The 20,168-nt window shown below is 37.9% G+C and carries 26 protein-coding genes; 11 read left to right on the forward strand and 15 right to left on the reverse strand.

Features of this window, described 5'->3' with window-relative positions; translation table 11 throughout:
• Positions 1-9: 9 nt before the first annotated feature.
• The 15 genes from RM553_RS12760 to RM553_RS12830 form a co-directional block, all read right to left on the reverse strand.
• Positions 10-999 (reverse strand): phosphoadenosine phosphosulfate reductase domain-containing protein, encoded by a 990-nt coding sequence (locus tag RM553_RS12760; protein ID WP_311535324.1) that lies wholly within the window; start codon positions 997-999, stop codon positions 10-12.
• 45 nt (positions 1,000-1,044) lie between these two features.
• Complete coding sequence (locus RM553_RS12765) at positions 1,045-1,326, reverse strand: hypothetical protein (RefSeq protein WP_311535325.1); 282 nt, start codon at positions 1,324-1,326, stop codon at positions 1,045-1,047.
• Positions 1,307-1,579, reverse strand: a complete 273-nt coding sequence (locus RM553_RS12770) for a hypothetical protein (protein WP_311535326.1) — start codon at positions 1,577-1,579, stop codon at positions 1,307-1,309. The genes RM553_RS12765 and RM553_RS12770 overlap by 20 nt, the downstream gene beginning before the upstream one ends.
• 32 nt (positions 1,580-1,611) lie before the next feature.
• Positions 1,612-2,028 carry a hypothetical protein gene (locus tag RM553_RS12775; protein WP_311535327.1) on the reverse strand — a complete coding sequence of 139 codons (417 nt, stop codon included), beginning with the start codon at positions 2,026-2,028 and terminating at the stop codon, positions 1,612-1,614.
• A 17-nt stretch (positions 2,029-2,045) separates the two neighbouring features.
• Positions 2,046-2,420: a hypothetical protein gene (locus tag RM553_RS12780; RefSeq protein WP_311535328.1), complete on the reverse strand. Its 375-nt coding sequence runs from the start codon at positions 2,418-2,420 to the stop codon at positions 2,046-2,048.
• On the reverse strand, positions 2,417-2,722 hold the full coding sequence (locus RM553_RS12785) for a hypothetical protein (protein WP_311535329.1): 306 nt from the start codon (positions 2,720-2,722) through the stop codon (positions 2,417-2,419). The genes RM553_RS12780 and RM553_RS12785 overlap by 4 nt, the downstream gene beginning before the upstream one ends.
• Positions 2,712-4,460, reverse strand: coding sequence for a hypothetical protein (locus RM553_RS12790; RefSeq protein WP_311535330.1), 1,749 nt, complete (start codon positions 4,458-4,460; stop codon positions 2,712-2,714). The genes RM553_RS12785 and RM553_RS12790 overlap by 11 nt, the downstream gene beginning before the upstream one ends.
• Positions 4,461-4,548: 88 nt before the next feature.
• Entirely contained in the window at positions 4,549-4,938 is a 390-nt protein-coding gene (locus RM553_RS12795; RefSeq protein WP_311535331.1) for a hypothetical protein, read from the reverse strand.
• An 8-nt stretch (positions 4,939-4,946) separates the two neighbouring features.
• Positions 4,947-5,135, reverse strand: coding sequence for a hypothetical protein (locus tag RM553_RS12800; protein ID WP_311535332.1), 189 nt, complete (start codon positions 5,133-5,135; stop codon positions 4,947-4,949).
• Entirely contained in the window at positions 5,135-5,461 is a 327-nt protein-coding gene (locus RM553_RS12805) for a hypothetical protein (protein ID WP_311535333.1), read from the reverse strand. The genes RM553_RS12800 and RM553_RS12805 overlap by 1 nt, the downstream gene beginning before the upstream one ends.
• A 9-nt stretch (positions 5,462-5,470) precedes the next feature.
• Complete coding sequence (locus RM553_RS12810; protein ID WP_311535334.1) at positions 5,471-5,776, reverse strand: hypothetical protein; 306 nt, start codon at positions 5,774-5,776, stop codon at positions 5,471-5,473.
• 78 nt (positions 5,777-5,854) lie between these two features.
• The gene (locus RM553_RS12815) at positions 5,855-6,058 is read right to left on the reverse strand and encodes a hypothetical protein (RefSeq protein ID WP_311535335.1); all 204 of its coding nucleotides are present in this window, start codon (positions 6,056-6,058) and stop codon (positions 5,855-5,857) included.
• On the reverse strand, positions 6,055-6,261 hold the full coding sequence (locus RM553_RS12820; RefSeq protein WP_311535336.1) for a hypothetical protein: 207 nt from the start codon (positions 6,259-6,261) through the stop codon (positions 6,055-6,057). Before RM553_RS12820 ends, RM553_RS12815 begins: the two co-directional genes overlap by 4 nt.
• Positions 6,262-6,270: 9 nt before the next feature.
• Positions 6,271-6,459, reverse strand: coding sequence for a hypothetical protein (locus RM553_RS12825; RefSeq protein WP_311535337.1), 189 nt, complete (start codon positions 6,457-6,459; stop codon positions 6,271-6,273).
• Positions 6,459-6,749, reverse strand: coding sequence for a hypothetical protein (locus RM553_RS12830; RefSeq protein WP_311535338.1), 291 nt, complete (start codon positions 6,747-6,749; stop codon positions 6,459-6,461). The genes RM553_RS12825 and RM553_RS12830 overlap by 1 nt, the downstream gene beginning before the upstream one ends.
• A gap of 153 nt (positions 6,750-6,902) precedes the next feature.
• Here RM553_RS12830 and RM553_RS12835 point away from each other — a divergent pair, with 153 nt between their 5' ends.
• From RM553_RS12835 to RM553_RS12885, 11 genes are all read left to right on the forward strand, one after another.
• Positions 6,903-7,289 carry a helix-turn-helix domain-containing protein gene (locus RM553_RS12835; RefSeq protein WP_311535339.1) on the forward strand — a complete coding sequence of 129 codons (387 nt, stop codon included), beginning with the start codon at positions 6,903-6,905 and terminating at the stop codon, positions 7,287-7,289.
• Positions 7,290-7,441: 152 nt separating this feature from the next.
• Entirely contained in the window at positions 7,442-8,050 is a 609-nt protein-coding gene (locus tag RM553_RS12840) for a hypothetical protein (RefSeq protein ID WP_311535340.1), read from the forward strand.
• Positions 8,051-9,164: 1,114 nt separating this feature from the next.
• The gene (locus tag RM553_RS12845) at positions 9,165-9,737 is read left to right on the forward strand and encodes a hypothetical protein (RefSeq protein ID WP_311535341.1); all 573 of its coding nucleotides are present in this window, start codon (positions 9,165-9,167) and stop codon (positions 9,735-9,737) included.
• A 210-nt stretch (positions 9,738-9,947) separates the two neighbouring features.
• Positions 9,948-10,523, forward strand: coding sequence for a restriction endonuclease subunit S (locus RM553_RS12850; RefSeq protein ID WP_311535342.1), 576 nt, complete (start codon positions 9,948-9,950; stop codon positions 10,521-10,523).
• Positions 10,524-10,730: 207 nt separating this feature from the next.
• On the forward strand, positions 10,731-10,955 hold the full coding sequence (locus tag RM553_RS12855; protein WP_311535343.1) for a DUF2188 domain-containing protein: 225 nt from the start codon (positions 10,731-10,733) through the stop codon (positions 10,953-10,955).
• Positions 10,873-12,501 (forward strand): type I restriction-modification system subunit M, encoded by a 1,629-nt coding sequence (locus tag RM553_RS12860; RefSeq protein ID WP_311535344.1) that lies wholly within the window; start codon positions 10,873-10,875, stop codon positions 12,499-12,501. Before RM553_RS12855 ends, RM553_RS12860 begins: the two co-directional genes overlap by 83 nt.
• A 1-nt stretch (position 12,502) precedes the next feature.
• The gene (locus tag RM553_RS12865) at positions 12,503-13,666 is read left to right on the forward strand and encodes a restriction endonuclease subunit S (RefSeq protein WP_311535345.1); all 1,164 of its coding nucleotides are present in this window, start codon (positions 12,503-12,505) and stop codon (positions 13,664-13,666) included.
• Between the two features lie 19 nt (positions 13,667-13,685).
• Positions 13,686-15,425, forward strand: coding sequence for an RNA/DNA-binding domain-containing protein (locus RM553_RS12870; protein ID WP_311535346.1), 1,740 nt, complete (start codon positions 13,686-13,688; stop codon positions 15,423-15,425).
• 146 nt (positions 15,426-15,571) lie between these two features.
• Positions 15,572-18,853: a type I restriction endonuclease subunit R gene (locus tag RM553_RS12875; RefSeq protein ID WP_311535347.1), complete on the forward strand. Its 3,282-nt coding sequence runs from the start codon at positions 15,572-15,574 to the stop codon at positions 18,851-18,853.
• Between the two features lies 1 nt (position 18,854).
• Complete coding sequence (locus RM553_RS12880; protein WP_311535348.1) at positions 18,855-19,265, forward strand: hypothetical protein; 411 nt, start codon at positions 18,855-18,857, stop codon at positions 19,263-19,265.
• A 60-nt stretch (positions 19,266-19,325) separates the two neighbouring features.
• Positions 19,326-20,036 carry a M48 family metallopeptidase gene (locus RM553_RS12885; RefSeq protein ID WP_311535349.1) on the forward strand — a complete coding sequence of 237 codons (711 nt, stop codon included), beginning with the start codon at positions 19,326-19,328 and terminating at the stop codon, positions 20,034-20,036.
• Positions 20,037-20,168: the final 132 nt, after the last annotated feature.

The raw sequence follows: 20,168 nt of genomic DNA on the forward strand, positions 1-20,168 counted from the left end.
GTTACTTGATTATTCGCACACAACATATCCGGAACTACAGGATTTAGAATACTGAGGCTCTGTAAATAGATCTGTCTGCGCATTCTTATCTTTTATATATCGTTCTACATCCCGAATAATTGTTAATTTTTTATGTGTTTTTGGATCATAACCTGACCTATACCTTTCCGGAACCTTATCGGGTCTGAAGAAAGTACTCTTTAATTCTTTCTCATATTTTTCTATATCATCAAAAGTTTCAGGAAAATGATCAAGAATAACCGCTAATTCGTCCAGGTTTACATACATACAGGGGAAACAGCCTACACGGGAAAAACCTTTGTAATACAATGGATTAATTACAAAATCCCTTTTCAGACTATAAAGAATAACATCATTAGCTGTAGCCTTTATGAATGGGCGGCGTACATCATCAGCGTATTTTTCACACCAAGCAAAAACCTCCTTTTTTCTGTAGGTATGATATTTTTCATCATTTTTACCATCAATAAAAAAGCGAACCTTTGCCTCAAAAAATTCTTTTTTTTGTGCGGGAGTTTTAGGCGGTTTATTCTGATACTTTTCGATCAAAATCGAATTGCTCTTGTATGGCTCAAAATAATACTTAAAATACCTGCATTCTTCGGTCATATCCGCTCTCTCTTCGCTTTCATCATTCCTAATTCCCTGAAAGATGGTCACATGATCTTCCAGGCTTAGGATATAATCAATCATTGGTTTGGTTTTTAATTCCACTGTACAAAAACGGGCCTTGGAAGAAGGAAACCTTTTTTTCTTCTTAACCATATCTATAAAACCATCGTATTTCTCGGAGCTAAGCACAATAAATTCAACACCGGTTTTTTCAACTAAATACTGAATATGGGCGTAGGTCCAGTCATGTTCCCACTTTACATCACAAAAAACAGCGATTATATTTCCTACACCGTATTTTGCTATTGCCCAAAGTAAGGTTGCCTGGCTGTCTTTTCCGCCAGAGAGTGGCACTAATAATTTCATAAATAAGTTTTAAGCCGTTGCAACGGGTGCAACGGCGGGTTAGATTTAGATTTCTTCGTAACCTTCGGGTGATCCGTAAGAGCGGAATAGTTCCCTGATCTGCTCTTTTGTGAGGTTATGCCTTTTTACGGCTTCTTCATCAGAAAGGTTAGGCCGGATCTTATAAGTCATTTGCAAATAATGTATTGTTTGCCTTACATCTTCGCGGCTATGATGATTAAAAAGCACGTAGGCTTGTCCTTTGCTTAATTTGCCCGGGATTGGTTTCAGGCTGTTGGTGTTAGTCGTAGACATGGTGATTTCGGGATTAAATGTTAGACTTTCCATTTCTGCGGCTGGTTTGATAGTGTAGGTTTGCCTCCTTGAAATTTGTGGCCCAAACTTTAGTTTTCCCCTTGTTAAAGGAGTATTCCTTCAGGCCTTTTTTTCTCATTTCGGCACGGTTTTTTTCATAGTATCTTATCTGTTTTTTAACCTTCAGGTTATGCAGCACCTTGGGTACGGCGCGGTACATGGCAATTGCACATAGCACAAGGAAAATTGCTGCTAAGATGTAGGCTGTGATAGTAGTAATTGTCATAATCGAGGGGTGTAATTTTTAAGTTTAAGGATTTATTTTTCGCGTTGTATATCAATTCTATAGTAGCCGTTGGAAGCTTCCCGGAGATAGGAAAGATCTTCATGCAACCTATACTCAAGGCCTGGCGAAATAACTTCAAAAGGAATGGCATCCTGCATGTGTTCATACTTCCATTGCTCTATCCACAGAAAATCAAATTTGTGGCTGGCTACAAACCGGAAAGAAAACAGGTTCCCGGTTTCTTCCCATTCTACATAATAGATCCCGCCCGGTTCGTTGGTTATAGTGGTACCGTTTTTTAACTGGTAGTCCGGAGAAACAATAATTTCACCAGGAATTTCCGGATTAAAGAACACGAATTCCATTTCGTAACCTTCCGGGTTTAGGGAATCTGGATAGCAGCCGGTAAGCAATGCAGCCGCAAAAATTAAGAGTAGTAGTTTTTTCAAAATTTCAAGTTTAGAGGTTATTTATAGGAAATTAATTGTGTGGCTGTTGGTATTTGTTCGTCTATAGCGGTTGCAAAACGGTTGCAACGGCTAATTTCCCCATCTATAGTAGAGGCCTGGCGGCGAAATTCGTTAAGGGCATCCAGCAGAATGAGCGCTTTATGAAGGGACAATTTAAGGTTTGACTTTGCCGGTATGCTTTGCCTGGCGGTTTTGGTATTGAAATCGTACCACAACTCTGTGGCAATGCTTAGATCCTTCATATATCTGCGCGGATTGGTCATAATTTCCGATAGCGTTTTTTGTACAGAAACATAATTGTTAAGCACATCCTTCAGCAAATGAAAATCTGCGGGCTTAACTGCCTTCACTTCAATGATTATTGTACTCATAGCGTGTGTGAAAAAATTAAGTTGGAAGTATTGTTATAATAGAAATTCACCTGTTGGGTAACCTGCTTGAATGGCGAATCATAGAACCTGGTAAGCATCTTTTCAATTACATCCCTGTCTGGCTTGCTGTTATGCTTTAGCGGGCTGTACCATACCGGGCAAACCTTCTGGCCCCGGGCATTGGTGTATTTCAAATCATCGTTCCCGTTTTTTAGCAGGATAGCCATAGAAATTTTGCTACAGTTTGAGCAATAAATATCCCTGGAAGCCCCGCAACGGCATATTTTGGAATTATAACTCATGGCGGGAATATTTTATAGCGTGCTTTTCATTGAGCTTTCGGATAATTTCCGGCAGGTCCTGTGTAACGGCTGGGTTGCCTATCTGCTCTACTTTCTCGAATAACTCCTGAAGGCCAAACTTGTTTTTTAGGTAAGCTTTTACCTGTTTTTCAGTCTTTTGCAGGTCGGAAAGTCTTCTTTTTCGCTTTGTGGCAGCTGCTTTGGTATTGGTGTTTTTCGTTTTCAAATAATCCTGGTGTTTTCTCCAGGCTTCGCGGGCGTAATATTTAAAACCGCCTTCTTTGGCAGTGGTCCTGGTAAGGTCAAAATATTCCGAAGGAAACAGCAGGTTATAACTTTCATGCCGCTTCAGGTACCGGCCAACGGCGGCAAGGCCGTAGCGCAGTTCCGGAACCCTGGTAACAATATTTTGTTTGCTAAGGCAATGGCCGGCATTGGTGATGAATTTTTCCTGCATCCAGTGGTTATAGGCCTTTAACCAACTGGCCTTGTAAGGGTTAACATTTTTCCAAAGTTTGGCCGCAGTTTTGAAAAAATCCTGCAATACCAATTCTTTAAATTCTTCGCGGGAAAGAGATCCGGAATAAGCTTCCTTTTCTAAAATTTCTTTGCGGATGGGGTTATAGGTGTCGTGCTGATGGGCGGCCAGCTGATCAGCGAAGTCGTTTTTTTCTTCAAGTTTTTGGCGCAAAAAGTGGCTGAGCGTATTTTTTTGGCCGCCGGTGTAATTTTTTTCTGGCGCGGCATCATTTTTTTTCGCATAATGCTCCCGGGTGTTTCCAATAGAAGAAAAATAAGGTGACGTGAGGCCCTTGGCCGAACTCCTTTCCCTAGAATGTTTTTCAACATTCGCTTTTATTTCTTCTTTGTGTGTGAAAGATCTATTAGAAGCATTCTTATGAGGTAACTCTGTCCGCCCGCCAGGAGTAACTTGCTGATTTTCAGCGGCGGTTTTTTTGTCCTGGTGCAGCTCCCGCAGGCAAAGAATTTCGGGATTAACACGCATTTTAACAGGCCGGGCAGATCCTTCAAAAGTGTATTCCTGGAGAACTCCCGCTTCTTCTAAGCGCCTGCGCTGCCGCCTAAAGGTCTTATTGCAAATATCGAGGTTCTTTACTCCATTTACTTCAAGGTTCGTGATCCAGCCGCTATGAAGCTGTACGAAGGGAACTTTCGCCTTAATATGAAGGTTAAGCTTCTGGTAATTCCTGTAGCGTTTTTGCAGCTGCATGGAGTAATGAAGGAGAATAGCGTTAAAAATTTCTTCGCTGTGATATTTTACCGTCTGGATCTTTTCCTTCCTGGCAATTGGCTTGCCGTTGCAACGGTTATATTCTGCAATGCGCTCGTTGCGCTCCCATACGGTTAACGGGGAAAGGGTTTTGTACAATCGCGAAACGGCCTGGAGCTGCGGCCCTGTTAGCGGTTCCTTTTTACGCTGGGCATCTATGCGCTTATTGTACTTCTTAATATCGATATTGGCCGCTTTAACCTTCTGGTTGTACCTGGGAATATACTGCCGGTAATTCTCCATCGTACGGTAGATCTCTTCCTTAAACAGTCCGGGGTGTACAAACAACTGTTCTTTTGGCTCTTGGTTTTCCCGTTGCAACGGCTCTGTAGGTTTGCCGTTGTTTTGTCGTTGCCGGCCGTTGGGATTTACGTTGAATATTCCGTTTAATTCTAAAATTGCTCGGTTAAGCATAGGGGGATTTGGATTATTTTTGTATTTTCGCATTACGGATTATTTTATCGGATTTAATTCGTTTCTACTATATTGTTGTTATACAGCATTATGAAAAAGCAGGGCGGGGGTCCTGCTTTTTTTATGGGATAAAATCAACATTATTTGTAAGTCTTCTCTTCTGGATTCCCATTGGAACCCGGTGAACATGAATTAAATGTTCAGGATATTCTTCCCGGTAAAACTTGTGAAGCCCCATAATATCGGCAGTCATTATTTCTTCCTGGAGTAGATCCATTTCACTTATTTCTACTGACCAGCAAGCAGCTTTTAAGTCTTGCCGCATTGCCAAATGATCATCATTTTGCCATTGAGCATACTTTGTATATCGGCAAAGGAATTTTATCATTTCATCCACGTTTTGAATAACCAAAAGAGGAAATTCGTGCCTTTTAATAATTCCTTTTCCTATCTTAAATTCCTGACACGCGTAGGAAACAATAAATGCTGATTTTTGGGTTATCTTTTTCATGCTACCTATTAGTTTTTTAGGAATACAAGCTTTGCATTAATGCCCTCGCGAACGCGGATCTTCCCGGCCCGGTGCAGTTCGTTAAGCGTGTTTTTGAGATTGGTGATACTCATTCCCGCTTTTACCGCCAGGCTTACTATGGTGATCCCGCTTTTGGCGTTGGAATTCTCTGCTATGATCTGGAGAAGGTTGGTCATTAGAAATTCAATTCTTCTTTAATATCCTTAACCATAGCAGCCTCTGTGATAGACTGAGTTTTAAACAGGAAGAAACCGCGTTCTTCCGCTTCTTCTTCTATTTCAAAATCAGTAAAATCTGATATATCTGGCTTTGGTACATCATCCTCATTAATCATATCGCAGTTTTCTTCAGCATAATTTTTAATATCCCAACTACTCATTTCCCCTAGTATCAAATCATCAAAGCCACCGCTGTAATCTTCCCTGGTGTATTCTCTTTCTTCCTTAATTAATTTATCTCCTTTATAATGGGATTCTACTACTGTTATTTTTTTTATCATCATTATTGGGTTTTAGTGGGTTAAGAAAAAAGCGTCTAATTGCTCCCCGTTAAACCAGTGCTGCATTTCCAGCGGTTTCCTGGAAAAAAACATCGCCAGGTAAGAGGGGCGTTGCTGTAAATATTTTTGCTGAAGCAATTGCCGGTGGATCTCGGGCAGCTTTTCATTGGAAAGGACGGAACGGTTAAAGGCAAAATCGCAGCGGTAGCGCAAAATTTCTACCTTCAGCATTCTTTTATATAACCGCAATGCAACGGCCGGTAGGGCAACCGTTGCAACGGCTATAAGAATAAGTTTCAATAGTATTTCCATACTCATATTCAGTAGGTTAAAAAATGGGCGCAGCCTATGCAAAGGTTCTTAAGCGCCCATTTTTGGGCATTATGCGCCCGGGTTTCATTCGTTCATCATTTCGGCCACCAGAATTTCAATATTGTCCGGGTGCCATTTTGAATCTTCAGGAAAAATTGATTTTTTCTTTTTGGGCTTTTTGAGCCGCTTCTTTTTTTCTTCTTCCATCAACTGCACAAAAACATCCTTTTGCTCTTCTTCCATAGCCTGGTAGGTTGCAAAAACGATATGTGCAGATAACTTGCTCATTTATAAGCCTTAATTTCATTGTTCTTAATCCGGCCTTCAGCTTTTGCAAAATCGCTTCCTAAGTGATATTCATATCCCTCAATATCCGTAGCATACCATCCTCTATTAGGGTGCCAGGAAAAATTGCTCTCATACCACACCTGATCAACAGGAAATTCTTTTTCCTGTAGCAGATCAAATAGTATTTTTTCCTTTTTGGTCATATTGAATTTTTAAGCTGAAAACGGATAATCAAAAACAGTTTCTTCTTTTCTCATTTGTTCGCGGTAACGCGTAAGTTTCCCGGAGAAATAGCTTGCCAGGGCAAGGGTATTTCTAATCCCAAAGGGCAATGTTTCAAGTTTTTTAAGTTGGGCTTCCAGGTGGGTGATTTTTTCTACTAATTGTTGTTGTTCCATCATTATTGGGTTTTTGGAATTGAACCTTTTAAAGGTTCGGGTTCATATTTCTTTTTCCTTAACTTCTTAAGCTCTTCCCGCTTTGTAAGAATTTCATCTTTAAATAGAAATAGTTCTAACTCTACATTAATATCCTCCTGATTCCCTCCTAATACCTTTCTTACTAAAGGACTATCATACTTTTTACCCCTTTGAGAGAGCAAACCTTTTCCGTTTAATCGGATGGCCACACTTTTACCATATTCCTTTGGCAGTACAGATAATAATTCCTCTCTATCCTTTGCACTAATCATTTTTAGTATATCTTAGTCAGTTAAAAACATATAATCACATATAATTGCAACTAATTATAGGTTATTGAAATTAATTACAACACAAACATATAAAATATACTTGTAAATTCTATAGGTAAATGAAACATTTTATGTGTTAAATATTTTAACATAATGAAAATCAAAGAAATAAGAGAAAAAGCAGGTCTTTCTCAAACCGCTTTCGGCGAGGAACTAGGGGTTACTTCCCAAGCCGTTGCAAAATGGGAAGGGGGAGCGAATGTTCCCGTATCTATTCAAAAATTAATTCGATATGTATTTTGGGATTATCTTCCGTCAAACGAACGGTTTGAGATTAAACCGGTGGATGCTGCCCAGCAGGTAAACTTAGATCACATGGAGGAGGTTATGACCTTGAAAGAAGAAAATAAAAAACTGTTACAACGGATAAATGAATTAAAAGAAGATAAGGCAGAGCTTAGAAGCGATAAAGAAATGCTGCAACAATATATCAAAACGTTATCAGGTAGAGATAAAGATAACAGAAGTAAAACCGCCTAAGTATAGTTTGGAAGTCTGAAAGCGAACGCGCGAAAGTAAAAATTAAGAACAAAACCAAAAAGGGGAAAATTCCCCTCACCATTATGTAAACCCGGCATGCCCTACCCTGCCAATTTTAATAATCAATTTTTAACCTTAACCTATTATTTACCATGAGGAAAATTACCTTACTGCTTGCATTGTTATTTGTTGCCAATTTCTACGCTCAGGATAAAACCCTGGCAAAAGTCCACAAAGTAAATGGAATAGAAGTTTACATCTTGTCTGAACCCCTGAGGGATTATGATGTGGTTTTTGGAGGTGACAACAAAATCCAATGGACCAGTGCGCTTACCGGGGGGCTTGTTAATGCCAGTATTGAATCTAAAGTTTCAAAATTTGTGAAATCTGTTCAGGAAAAGAGCGAAGAAGAAAATGTGGAGTTTGATGCTATTGTTTATTCTGACGGCAAAAATGTTTCTGCCATCAAATTTACCGAAGAAAAAACCGATGAAAATGAAAGAATGGCTGAAGTTCAAAAAATGGATGGCATCCCATTATTCATTCTAAGTGAACCGGTTTTAGACTATACCGTTGAATATGATAAAGGCGGCGGGATCAAGTGGAAATCTTTAGCAACTGCCGGCCTTATTAATAACAGCATAGAAGAAGACGTAAAGAAATACGTGAAAAAACTGGACGGAAAGTTTAAGCGCGAGAAAATTGATGCCATTATGTATGCCGATGGAAAAGAGGCAGATGGGATCAAATTCAGGAGCTAAACCGCGAACCATAAAACGAGCCATGATTTTAGCAAAAACAAGGATTTTTTAAAATTATTAATGTTGATTATGAAGCACTTAGAAAATTATAATAAAAGCATGAAAACTGAAAATCCTTGTGTCCCTGGTTCGATTCCTGGAGGCACCACCTTTAAAAACGAAAACCCTTGAAAATCAATATGATATTCAGGGGTTTTTTATTGCACTGTGTTTTTTACTGTGTTTTTTTATTCGCATTAAAAAAAGGAGACCTAAGCCTCCCTTTAATTCATTACAGCAATTTTTGAATGTCACTTTTCCTATACCGCTTTCTATTACCAAACCTTTTGTGCACGGGTACAACCCCCTCTGCCTCATATTTTAGTAAAGTTGTTTGCGATTTAATATTCAGTAGCTCCATTACCTGATTGCTATTTAGTAAACCAACCATAGTAATAACTTTTACCAGGTGCACTCTTTATCCCAACTTCCGCCACTTTGACATTTTCTGTGGTGTTGGTCCCACTCGTCAATAAATTTACTCCCAATCCGAGTTGCTTAAAATTGAGATTTATTAGACCTAACAAAAATACCATTTATCTAAAAGATAAACAAGGCCCTATGTTCATAGTACCAAAACATAATCCCAGACCCAACCGCCTAACCATTACATTATTTATAAACAGCCCCGTAGCATCGCCTGAAATATTTGTATACTTTCAATCTCTCTGAGGTCAAATAAAATTTAAACAGCACTACACCCCCTGGGCTCCTAACTTCAACACCCCCCCTACCGTATCCGCTCTTACATACCCCCCCTATGAACTATAAAAATCGTGCAACCGACTATGTCCTTAAATTTTTCGGGGGCTGGATATAAATTTTATAGGTTTCTCAAAACCACCCTGCAAATCTTCTACAAAGTAAAATCTGCCTTTTTACATGGACCAAACCTTTGAGCAAAATTTAATATTCTCAGCAGAACCCCAGTTTTTATAAGGGTTTAAGAAAAAATAAAATTTTTAGTCTTTTCCTCTTGCAGGTGCATATTTATTATCAGAGTAATGCTTTTGCGCATCTCGACCCTCTATTAAATAGAGAGGATAATATATAATATGATAAGAAGAGAATAGATATGATACCATTCCAATATTACCATGAACATTTAGAATTCTTTAGAAGTAAACATAGATTAGAAGACTATTATACTACTAGACAATTAATAAAGATAACAGGAGTAAGCGAAAGAACTATTAGGTATAGAATTTCAAAGTTAAAAGTAAAATATAATGGGTTATCCCGTTACATGTATAAGGAAAATGACCAGTGGTTTATTAGTAAACTAATTGTAGATGAGTTCTACTCAAAATATAAACCCCGTAAAGCAACCAGGTATAACCAAGCCTGGGAGTCATTCATCACTTGGGTTATGCGTGATAGCTATGATGATGATGCTCACAATTACCTAATCCAAGCAGTTAAAGAAAAATTACCAGACCAAGATATGATAAAAGATTGGTGCTTTGTGATTGAAAAGACCAAACGAGGGGTTAATCATGTTCATGGCTTATCTATGCTTCACCACGAAGAGTTGTTCGGCCACGTACATCGGGTAATTAAAGATGCTGGAATACCTGAATCTGAATATGATGTGTTAGTAGGGGAAGTAGAAAATAGACACTGCGCTGAAAAATATCTTCGAAAGTAGCTACTTTACCTGTACCTTTTCGCTTGTATGCGACAAGTCAAAGACCCCGTGAAAATGTATTAAATAGGGTTTAATTGTACTAAAATAGGTGAATATTACAGCATGGTGCATAAACAGCATTTGTAAAATTAGAAACCTTCTACAAAAATATTTGCTTGTATGAAACATTTTCTATAGCTTTGAATTCGAAACGCAATACAAAAATAATTTATGAAGGTTTTAAAAATTGGTGATATTGTCCAGGTACAATTTGGACCTCATTTGAAAAGCAATGCTCAAGGTGCTATAAAATACCTCCTAGCAGGACATTTTGATGAGAACCTTAAACTTACCAATTTTCAAGACAGTTATGTGTTACCCAGCCCAAAGATTAATAAATTCCTTCTTCAGTCCAACGATGTTATACTGGCTGGTAAAGGCCAGAGGACTTTTGCCTGGGCTTATAATGAAGATATGGGGCCAATGGTTCCTTCTTCTTTGTTTTATCTTCTTAGAGCTCTTGACGACATTATTTTGGGGGAGTATCTTGCTGCCGTACTTAACTCTGATAAGGTGCAGCACAAACTAAATCTTATAGGGGCTGGGGCTACGGTAACTTCAATACCCAAAAAAGAATTGAACGAACTGGAAATTAATATCCCATCAATTGAGGAGCAGCGTAGCTTTTTAAAAATTTATAGGTTGTTTGAGAAAGATATAGAGCTTACCGATAAGCTATTACAGGAAAAAAGAAATCTTAAACGTGGTGTTGTAAATGATTTGCTAACCAATAAAACCAAAAGCTGACCACAAATAATCAAGCCTCAGGATTTAGTCAATCGAGAGGCTTTATTGGTATCAGAGTCATCAGCGGCTTGTCACCGAACTGATACTCACTGTTTCGGAAAAACAAAAGTATACCAACTTAAGTTACCAACCAAATTTTGGTACTTAAACTCGGTAAACACACCCTACCCCGTAAAAAGATTGGGTTAGATTTTAATTTGTATAATTATGGCTAAGACCAGACACGTAGTTCCAAATAAAAATGGTGGTTGGGACTCAAAAAAAGGAGGAGCTGAAAAAGCTTCTAAACATTTTGAAACTAAGAGAGAGGCTGAGAAGTACAGCAGAGACCTTTCCCGAAAGGAAAAAGGTGAGCTATTCATTCACGGTAAGGATGGTAAGATTCAGCGTAAGGACTCCCACGGTGGTGATAAACATCCCCCCAAAGGATAAAATTGATTTAACTAACCCTGAGGGGATGTTATCCATCCCCTCTTTTAAAAATATAATTATGAGTGAAAAATTAACTCAGGAAACAATCAACAAAAAAGTATGGAACGCCTGTGACACCTTTCGAGGAACTATAGATGCGGGCCAATATAAAGATTATATCCTAACGATGCTCTTTATCAAGTATATCACAGATGTTCACAGAGAGAAGAAAGAAGAGTATCTAAAGAAATACAATGGTGATGAGGTTCGGGTCGAACGTGCTTTGAAACACGAAAGGTTTAAAGTACCTGAAAACAGTTCATTCGATTATTTGTTCGAGCACCGTAATGAATCGAATCTGGGGGAACTCATCAACATTGGTCTGGAGGATTTAGAGGACGCTAACCGCTCTAAATTAGAAAAGGTTTTCCGTAATATAGATTATAACTCTGAAGCTAACCTGGGCCAAACTAAGGACCGTAACAGGCGTTTAAAACATCTTTTGAATGATTTCTCTGAACTCGACCTTAGACCATCTAATTTGGTGGGTAACGATGTGATTGGTGATGCTTACGAATACCTTATTGCGAACTTCGCTTCAGACGCTGGGAAGAAGGCGGGGGAATTTTATACAGCATCGCAGGTATCGGTTCTATTAGCAAAGCTTGTTGAACCCAAAGAAGGAGACCGTGTAGCTGATTGGACGTGTGGCTCAAGCTCACTACTTCTGAAAGTTGCTAATGAAATAGGTACTAAAAATGTATCCCTTTATGGACAGGAAGTGAATGGAAGCACCTGGGCTCTTGCCAGGATGAATATGTTTCTTCACGAGATGGATAATGCGACTATTGAATGGGGAGACTCAATAAATAACCCAAAACTGCGTGAGGGAGATAACCTGATGAAGTTTGATACAATCGTTATGAATCCGCCATTTTCGTTGGATAAATGGGGAGCTGAAGATGCCACAGCCGATAGGTATAATCGCTTCCATAGGGGTATACCACCTAAAAGTAAAGGTGATTATGCTTTTATCACCAATATGATTGAAACACTGAACGAACACGGGCGTGGAGGAATTATATTACCTCACGGGGTGTTGTTTAGGGGTAGCTCTGAAGGTAAAATTCGCCAAAAGTTAATTGAGGAAAACTTGCTTAAGGCCGTAGTTGGATTACCAGCTAACTTATTTTTTGGTACTAGCATCCCTGCAACTATTCTAATCTTTGATAAGAACAAAGGAAAAAACACAGATGTTTTATTTATAGATGCCAGCAATGAGTATGAAAACGGTAAGAACCAGAATAGGTTACGGGATAAGGATATTAAAAAAGTTTACAAAACCTACCACAACTGGGAGACTATAGATAAATATAGCTACGTAGCCAGTTTTGAAGAAATCAAGGATAACGATTTCAACCTGAATATACCCCGCTATGTTGATACTTTTGAGGAAGAAGAGCCTGTGGATATTAAATCGACCCAGCAGGAAATTTTCCGTTTGAAGAAAGAACTTGCTCAAGTTGAGAGTCAGATGTCTGATTATTTGACTGAACTAGGATATTAGTATGGAGGTAGAATTAAAAAATATAGAAGTAAAATCTTCAGAAGAATTCCCTAAAGATTGGGAAATAAGTGAAGTAAGAGAATTTGCTAAGGTCCAGACTGGGTCAAAGGATACTCAAGAAAAAATTGAAGGAGGTAAATACCCATTTTTTGTACGCTCAAATACTATTGAATCTATTAACACCTATTCCTACGATGGTGAAGCAATTCTTACGGCTGGTGATGGAGTTGGTGTAGGTAAGGTCTATCATTATATCAATGGCAAGTTTGATTTTCATCAAAGAGTATATAGTATTTACGGTTTCAGCGAAAAAGCCTTGGGAATCTATTTTTACCACTTTTTCAGTCAGCATTTTTATAAAAGAGTTTATCGCCTCAGCGCAAAAAATTCTGTTGATTCGGTAAGGATGGAAATGATTTCAAAGATGAAAATCCCGTTACCACCAATATCAGAACAAAAGAAAATATCCGCTATTTTATCCACTTGGGACCAATCAATCGAAAAGACCCAGCAACTTATTGAGCAATTAGAGCTGCGCAAAAAGGGATTGATGCAGGAACTGCTTACGGGAAAGAAAAGATTGCCTGGGTTTGATGGGGAGTGGAAAGAGCTGAAAGCGGGTAAATTATTTGAGAATAATAGTAACAAAAATCATAATGGTGAGTTCGAGGTTCTTTCGGCTACCCAAGACAAAGGTGTAATTCCACGTAGTGAAGTAGGTATTGATATTAAATACGACAAGAGTTCCCTTAAAAGCTATAAAAAGGTAGATGCTGGAGACTTTGTTATTAGTTTAAGGTCCTTCCAAGGTGGTATTGAATATTCCTCATATACTGGCCTGGTTAGCCCCGCTTACACCGTGTTAAAGGAGAAATTACCTATTGCCAAGAAGTTCTATTTAGAATATCTGAAATCAGGTAATTTCATTAATCGACTCAACTCTATTATATATGGAATCCGTGATGGAAAACAGATTAGTTATAAGGAATTTTCATCTCTAAAATTATGGTATCCTCCATTTGAAGAACAGAAGGCCATCGCTTCTGTTTTTACCGAAGCGGATAAAGAATTTAACCTACAGATAGAACATCTGAAATCGTTGAAGGCTCAGAAAAAAGGTTTGATGCAGCAGTTATTAACTGGGAAAAAACGGGTATCCCATTAAAAATTAAAAGTAGACTTTTATGACTATATCAGAATTAATCAAACTTAAAGAATCTGAAGACCGTGTAGAATTCAAACAAGCTAATGGAGGTAATATATCTTATAATGGAGGAAATAAGCCTGAAGTTTCGAAGAGGAGAAGATGTATTTTAGGATATGTTACCGCTCTAGCTAATGAGGAAGGTGGTTTTTTAGTTTTTGGAATTAAAGAAAGCAGTCCGCATGAAGTTGTTGGTACGCAGCAAAATCTGGGTACAGTTGGTGTTTTAGAAAGTAATATTTATCGTGACACTGGGATTCGGGTCGACATTGATGAGCAGTATGACGAACAGGGGAAAAGAGTTTTGATTATTTCAGTTCCATCAAGGCCAATAGGAAAGCTATATAAGTTTGAAGATGTGCCTTTGATGCGAGTGGGAGAAGAATTGAAGCCGATGTCGGACCAAATGTATCTGAAAATCATCCAGGAACAGGAACCTGATTTTTCTCAAAAAATATGTTCTAAAGTTACAATCGATGATATTGATGACCAGGCTGTCGAGGAACTTAAGCAGGCATATTCTAAAAAACAAAATAATGCCCAATTCCTTACTCAATCAAAAGAACAAGTTCTTACTGACCTTGATTTGATTTCAGGTTCAAAAGTCACATATGCGGCTTTGATTCTTTTAGGGAAGAAGGAAATTATAAGAAGAATTATTCCTCAAGCATCAATCAGATTAGAATACAGGAGAAATTCTGATAACATTGTATTTGATAATCGATATGAATTTAGCGGTCCATTTTTCTTGGAAACCGAGAGGTTGTGGGAAGCTATTAATCTACGGAATGGCTCTATACCCATTCAAGAAGGACCGTTCATATTTGATATACCTTATTTTAATCAGGAGGTAATTCGAGAGGCAATTAATAATGCTGTAGCACATAGAAATTATCGTATTTCCAGTGAAATTGTTATAAAGCAGTCAAACACCAGGTTGGATATTATTAGTCCTGGCGGCTTTCCTTTGGGAGTCTCAATACATAATTTGATTGGCATATCGAGTACTCCGAGAAATAGACTTTTAACCGATATATTGCAAAAAACAGGTATCGTGGAGCGTTCAGGACAGGGAGTAGATAAAATTTATTACCAAACTTTAAAGGAGGGTAAAAGTGCACCTAATTATGATAATTCAGATGACTTTCAAGTTGAGTTAAATCTTTCTGCCACTATCGAAGACCAGGCTTTTGCCGTGTTCATTGAATCTGTTCAGTCAGACTTAAAGAACGATGAAAAATTAAGTGTTCATGAGGTTATTCATTTGAATCAAATAAGAAAAAATAACAGAATTTTTGCTTATGATAAATCCGTTCTTTCAAAATTATTAGCTAGAGATTTGATTGAAAAAAGAGGAAAAACAAGTGGGACTTACTACGTTCTATCCAAAGAATTTTATGAGTTCGCAGATGAAAAAGGTAAATACAGTAAAACTGATTGGGACCAAAATCAAGCATTTTACATTATTCTTCAGCATCTAAACAAATTTGATGAAGCTAAAATGAGTGATTTTGTTGACTTGTTTCAAGGTCGAATGACAAGAAAACAAGTGAGAAATGTCGTAGGTAAATTGGTGAAAAAGAAAGAACTATCTAAGAGGGGTTCAGGAAAAGGGACTTATTATGTGGTAGGTGAAAACTACAAAAAGAGTATGGATATGGTTAATGAGGCTTTAAAAATTGGTCTCAAAAAACTTAGAGATGAAGGGAAATTAGAATAGCAGATTACTCTAAGGGCCAGAAAAGGCCCAGAAATGGGCCAAAAAGGGGCCAGTTATTCACAATTTTCAAAATGAATTATGTTGAAAAGTCCAGTATAATGTTGATAAACAGCGACCGCCAATTAATTTAAAAAGGGCCAAAAGTTATGAAAATACCATCATTTTTAGAAGACTACATATCTCAAATCCCAGCGTTACAGATGTTGATTAACCTCGGTTATACCTATGTCCCACCTAAAGAGGCTATGAAGTGGCGAGGTGGTAAAACCTCACACGTCTTATTTGAAGATGTGTTGAAGGACCGTCTAAATAAGATTAATACTATTCAGCGTAAAGGTCAGGAATACCAGTTTTCAGATTCTAATATTAGTTCGGCAATCTTAGCTTTGAAGGACTTACCGATTCAGGATGGGTTTCTTATTGCTAATGCGGCCTATTATGATTTGATTACCCTGGGGAAAGCATTTGAGCAAAGTATTGATGGTGATAAAAAAAGCCATACCCTACATTACATTGATTGGGAAACTCCTGAGAATAATAGTTACCACGTTACCGAAGAATATTCTGTAGTTCGTGAGGCGAGAACAGACCATTACAGTCCTGATATCGTACTCTTTATAAACGGGATTCCTATGGGGATAATTGAGTGTAAAAGCCCATCGGTAAACAGCACCAAATTACCTACAGAATTGGGGGTTGAACAGCACATTAGAAACTACAGTAAAACGGGTATACGGTCGTTATATGTATATTCCAATTTATTGATGAGCCTTGCGGTTAACGATGGAAGTTATGCCACCACAGGAACCAGTAAGGAGTTCTGGGCTAAATGGAAGGAACAATTACCTTCGAGGGAAGCCGAGAATAAATACTGGGATACCTTAAAAAAATTAAAGAACCAACCACTCTCTATAGAACAAAGGGATATTCTATTTTCAGAAAAGCTCAAGTTCGAAAAGACGGAAACTGATAAGTTTCGGAAAATGAGGCGATATTTTGATTCCGTGGAATCTGAACCCCGTTCCGTAACCAAACAGGATGAACTGCTTTACAGTATTTACCGTCCAGAGCGGTTTTTAGACCTTATTAGAAATTACACCTTGTATGATGACGGTGTAAAGAAGATAGCTCGTTATCAGCAATTTTTTGCGGTGAAACAAACTCTAAAAAGAATTACTGGTTTCGATAACACGGGTAAAAGACGTGGTGGGGTTATTTGGCATACCCAAGGTTCTGGTAAATCACTAACGATGGTGATGTTAGCGCAATTAATAGCATCAAGTAAAAATGTCACCAATCCTAAGATATTATTAGTAACGGACCGTATTGATTTAGATGACCAAATCACTAAAACTTTTAAAAAGTGTCAAAAGGAGGTAAACCAAGCCAAAACGGGTACCCATCTTACTGAGCTTATTCACGAAAATGATGATGCAATCATTACCACTATCATTAACAAATTTGAGGCTGCGGTTAAACTAAGTAGAAAGCCCTTTGAATCTTCTAATATCTTCATCTTAATAGATGAGGGCCATAGAACTCAGTACGGGACCTTTAATGTAAGTATCCAACGCATCTTCCCTAACGCTTGTTTCCTGGCTTTTACGGGCACTCCACTAATGAAGAAGGAAAAGAGTACCGCAAACAAGTTTGGGGGCTATATAGGCAAGCCTTACACTGTTAAAGATGCTGTTGATGATGGTGCCGTTGTCCCATTGCTTTATGAAGGAAGACACAACCTCATCAAATTGAATGAAGACCCCATTAACCGATACTTTGAGAAGGTATCTGAACCTTTGAGTGATTATGGTAAAGCATCTCTGAAGCGGAAGTTTAATTCGATAAATCAACTAAATAAAGCAGACCAGGTGATATATGCCAGAGCCTGGGATATAAGTGAGCATTATACTGAATTCTTTCAAACTAACTCAGATAAGTACAAACCTAAAGCACAATTAGTAGCTCCATCGGTTAAGTCGGCTTTACTTTATAAAGAATACCTGGATGACATCGGCAAGGTAAGCAGTGAAGTGATTGTTACCAGAACCGACCAGCGGGAAGGCGTGGAGGATGGGTTCCACAATACCAATGATGATAAGGAACGTGAAGACAAGTACTTTGATGCTATGATTGATAAGTTTGGGGATTTAGATACATTCGAAAAGAGTGTAATTAACCAATTCAAAAAAAGGGAACACCCTGAAATCCTTATTGTGGTAATGAAATTACTCACGGGATTTGATGCACCCAACAACACGGTTTTATATCTGTGTAGGTCACTTAAAGAGCATACTTTACTTCAAGCTGTAGCCAGAGTCAATAGAGTCTTCCCAGGTAAAGATTATGGGTATATCATTGATTATTATGGGAACTTAGAGAACCTGGATAATGCATTAACAGCCTATTCTGGATTATCTGATTTCAATGAGGAGGATTTAGAAGGTACTTTAACCAAGATTAGTGATGAGATAAAGAAGTTACCCCAGGCCCACTCAGATTTATGGGACATCTTCCGAAGTCTAAAGGATAAAAATGTTGAAGCTACTGCCTATGAGGAATTGCTTCAACCCGAAGATATTCGTAACAAGTTCTATGAAAGACTTAGTAACTTTTCCAGGATATTAAAAATGGCACTTTCCTCTTATGACTTTGTAACAAAAACAGATGAATCAAAGATTAAAAAGTATAAGGCCGATGCAAACTTTTTCCTTAAGCTACGGGTAGATGTAAAGCGTAGGTATAATGATGAGCTATCCTATCGAGAATTCGAGCCTCAGATTCAGAAGCTCATTAATAAACACATATCTACTGAAGGTGATATTTTAAAAGTTACCGAGCTGGTTAATATTTTTGATAAGGATGAACGCCAGGCCGAGATTGAAAAAATAACGGGTAAAGCAGCCCAGGCTGACCATATTGCCAGTAGAACTATTAAGGCTATTAATGTTAAGATGCAGGAAGACCCTGTATATTACAAAAAGCTGGCAGAGTTAATCAAGGACACAATTACAGAATATTATCAAAAGCGAATCACTGAAGCTGAATTTTTAAAACGGACTAAAGACTATGAAGATAAGTTCTTCAATGGCCGTTCAGATGATGCCCCCGAAGCTATAGCAGGAAATGATGCAGCTATGGCCTTTTACAACTTTAGCAAATCCATTTTTGATAATGGGAAGAATGCCTCTGAGGACTTTCATATAGAAGTAAGCCTAGCAACAGACAAGACGGTTAAAGAAAATATTTTCATCAACGATAAAAAGATGGTAGAATGGCACAAGGATGATGATGTGGTGGGTAAAATAAATATTGCCCTGGGGGATGGGGTATATGAATTACTTCAGAAATACAATATGGATACAAATTGGGATAATATTGATAACCTGGTTGAAGAGAATATTAAGGTGGCTATTTTGAAGTACAAATAATATGAAAGAAATTGTTAGTGAAACTCTTGATATAGTAAGAAATAATCAAGCTTTTTTTATAGGTGTGGTAGGGCTTTTCATCACCTATCATTTTTCAAAATTAACACGTAAACGAGAAAGTGATAAAATGCTTAAAGATTTGTTTGAAGGATTTAATCAGCGATATGACCTTCTTAATAATAAAATCTATGATATAGTTAAAGCTTCTAAGGATAATCAAGCGGTAGCTAATAAATCAGACCTTACTGCTGACCAAAAGAAAACTCTTATTGATTACTTTAACCTGTGTGCCGAAGAATATTTTGGTATAAAAGGAATAGAATCGATGATAAAATTTGGAAAAGCTGGAAAGCAGGAATGGACTATTGGTATAGTTATGACATTGTTGCTCAAATGTGGCATGAAGAGGTAAAAACCAAAAATGGTAAACTAAGTTATTATATAGATAATGGTGATGAATTTTTCGAGAACTATGATGGTGAAAGATAGAATACAATACGGTAAGTCAACCATTGACTACGAACTAAGTTATTCTAATCGAAAAACTTTAGGGATAAAGGTACACCCCGATGAAAGCGTACAGGTGATTGCCCCTACCCATACCGACCAATTAGAAGTTAAAGAAAAGGTACGGTCCAAAGCAGCCTGGATTATAAGACAACAAGATTTCTTCTTGTCCTTTCACCCAATAACACCACCAAGAAAATATGTAAGCGGGGAAACCCATCTGTATTTGGGCAAGCAGTATCGTTTAAAAGTTATTGAAGGTAATAAGGAATCGGTTAAATTGAATAGTGGTTGGCTTGTAGTTATTGTTAAGGAGAAAGGAGATAAACCTAAGATAAAACGTTTACTGAGGGCCTGGTACAAATCTAAAGCTGATATTCACTTTAAAAAGTTATTTGATGATAACATTCAACTGTCCAGCAATCTTTATAAGGGAGAGCCAGGTTTAAAGTACCGTTGGATGGAGAAACGCTGGGGAAGTTGTGACCGCAATGGAACTATCCATCTGAACCTGGAGCTAATCAAAGCACCAAAGGTGTGTATAGAGTACGTTATCATACATGAAATGTGTCACCTGGCTCATCTTAACCATAGTTCAGCCTTTTATGAGTTGTTGGGGAAATTGTATCCCAATTGGCGGGAAACTAAGGATAGGTTGGAGAGGTTGATGGTTTAAAATAATTGATACGGACAAAGATATTCAGAACCCCCATACTACTGGTGGCAATATTTTAGGATAATAATAAAAATTGTGGAAATGGAAAATCAACAGGTTGGGAAAAGAGATAGGATAATTCTTAAGATATTT

The sequence above is a fragment of the Autumnicola tepida genome (assembly GCF_031846485.1).
Lineage (GTDB): Bacteria > Bacteroidota > Bacteroidia > Flavobacteriales > Flavobacteriaceae > Autumnicola > Autumnicola tepida.

Coding starts and splice junctions, on each gene's coding strand:
- RM553_RS12760 (WP_311535324.1), bottom strand. CDS start 999: ATGAAATTATTAGTGCCACTCTCTGGCGGAAAAGACAGCCAGGCAACC.
- RM553_RS12765 (WP_311535325.1), bottom strand. CDS start 1,326: ATGGAAAGTCTAACATTTAATCCCGAAATCACCATGTCTACGACTAAC.
- RM553_RS12770 (WP_311535326.1), bottom strand. CDS start 1,579: ATGACAATTACTACTATCACAGCCTACATCTTAGCAGCAATTTTCCTT.
- RM553_RS12780 (WP_311535328.1), bottom strand. CDS start 2,420: ATGAGTACAATAATCATTGAAGTGAAGGCAGTTAAGCCCGCAGATTTT.
- RM553_RS12785 (WP_311535329.1), bottom strand. CDS start 2,722: ATGAGTTATAATTCCAAAATATGCCGTTGCGGGGCTTCCAGGGATATT.
- RM553_RS12790 (WP_311535330.1), bottom strand. CDS start 4,460: ATGCGAAAATACAAAAATAATCCAAATCCCCCTATGCTTAACCGAGCA.
- RM553_RS12795 (WP_311535331.1), bottom strand. CDS start 4,938: ATGAAAAAGATAACCCAAAAATCAGCATTTATTGTTTCCTACGCGTGT.
- RM553_RS12800 (WP_311535332.1), bottom strand. CDS start 5,135: ATGACCAACCTTCTCCAGATCATAGCAGAGAATTCCAACGCCAAAAGC.
- RM553_RS12805 (WP_311535333.1), bottom strand. CDS start 5,461: ATGATGATAAAAAAAATAACAGTAGTAGAATCCCATTATAAAGGAGAT.
- RM553_RS12810 (WP_311535334.1), bottom strand. CDS start 5,776: ATGAGTATGGAAATACTATTGAAACTTATTCTTATAGCCGTTGCAACG.
- RM553_RS12815 (WP_311535335.1), bottom strand. CDS start 6,058: ATGAGCAAGTTATCTGCACATATCGTTTTTGCAACCTACCAGGCTATG.
- RM553_RS12820 (WP_311535336.1), bottom strand. CDS start 6,261: ATGACCAAAAAGGAAAAAATACTATTTGATCTGCTACAGGAAAAAGAA.
- RM553_RS12825 (WP_311535337.1), bottom strand. CDS start 6,459: ATGATGGAACAACAACAATTAGTAGAAAAAATCACCCACCTGGAAGCC.
- RM553_RS12830 (WP_311535338.1), bottom strand. CDS start 6,749: ATGATTAGTGCAAAGGATAGAGAGGAATTATTATCTGTACTGCCAAAG.
- RM553_RS12835 (WP_311535339.1), top strand. CDS start 6,903: ATGAAAATCAAAGAAATAAGAGAAAAAGCAGGTCTTTCTCAAACCGCT.
- RM553_RS12840 (WP_311535340.1), top strand. CDS start 7,442: ATGAGGAAAATTACCTTACTGCTTGCATTGTTATTTGTTGCCAATTTC.
- RM553_RS12845 (WP_311535341.1), top strand. CDS start 9,165: ATGATACCATTCCAATATTACCATGAACATTTAGAATTCTTTAGAAGT.
- RM553_RS12850 (WP_311535342.1), top strand. CDS start 9,948: ATGAAGGTTTTAAAAATTGGTGATATTGTCCAGGTACAATTTGGACCT.
- RM553_RS12855 (WP_311535343.1), top strand. CDS start 10,731: ATGGCTAAGACCAGACACGTAGTTCCAAATAAAAATGGTGGTTGGGAC.
- RM553_RS12865 (WP_311535345.1), top strand. CDS start 12,503: ATGGAGGTAGAATTAAAAAATATAGAAGTAAAATCTTCAGAAGAATTC.
- RM553_RS12870 (WP_311535346.1), top strand. CDS start 13,686: ATGACTATATCAGAATTAATCAAACTTAAAGAATCTGAAGACCGTGTA.
- RM553_RS12875 (WP_311535347.1), top strand. CDS start 15,572: ATGAAAATACCATCATTTTTAGAAGACTACATATCTCAAATCCCAGCG.
- RM553_RS12880 (WP_311535348.1), top strand. CDS start 18,855: ATGAAAGAAATTGTTAGTGAAACTCTTGATATAGTAAGAAATAATCAA.
- RM553_RS12885 (WP_311535349.1), top strand. CDS start 19,326: ATGATGGTGAAAGATAGAATACAATACGGTAAGTCAACCATTGACTAC.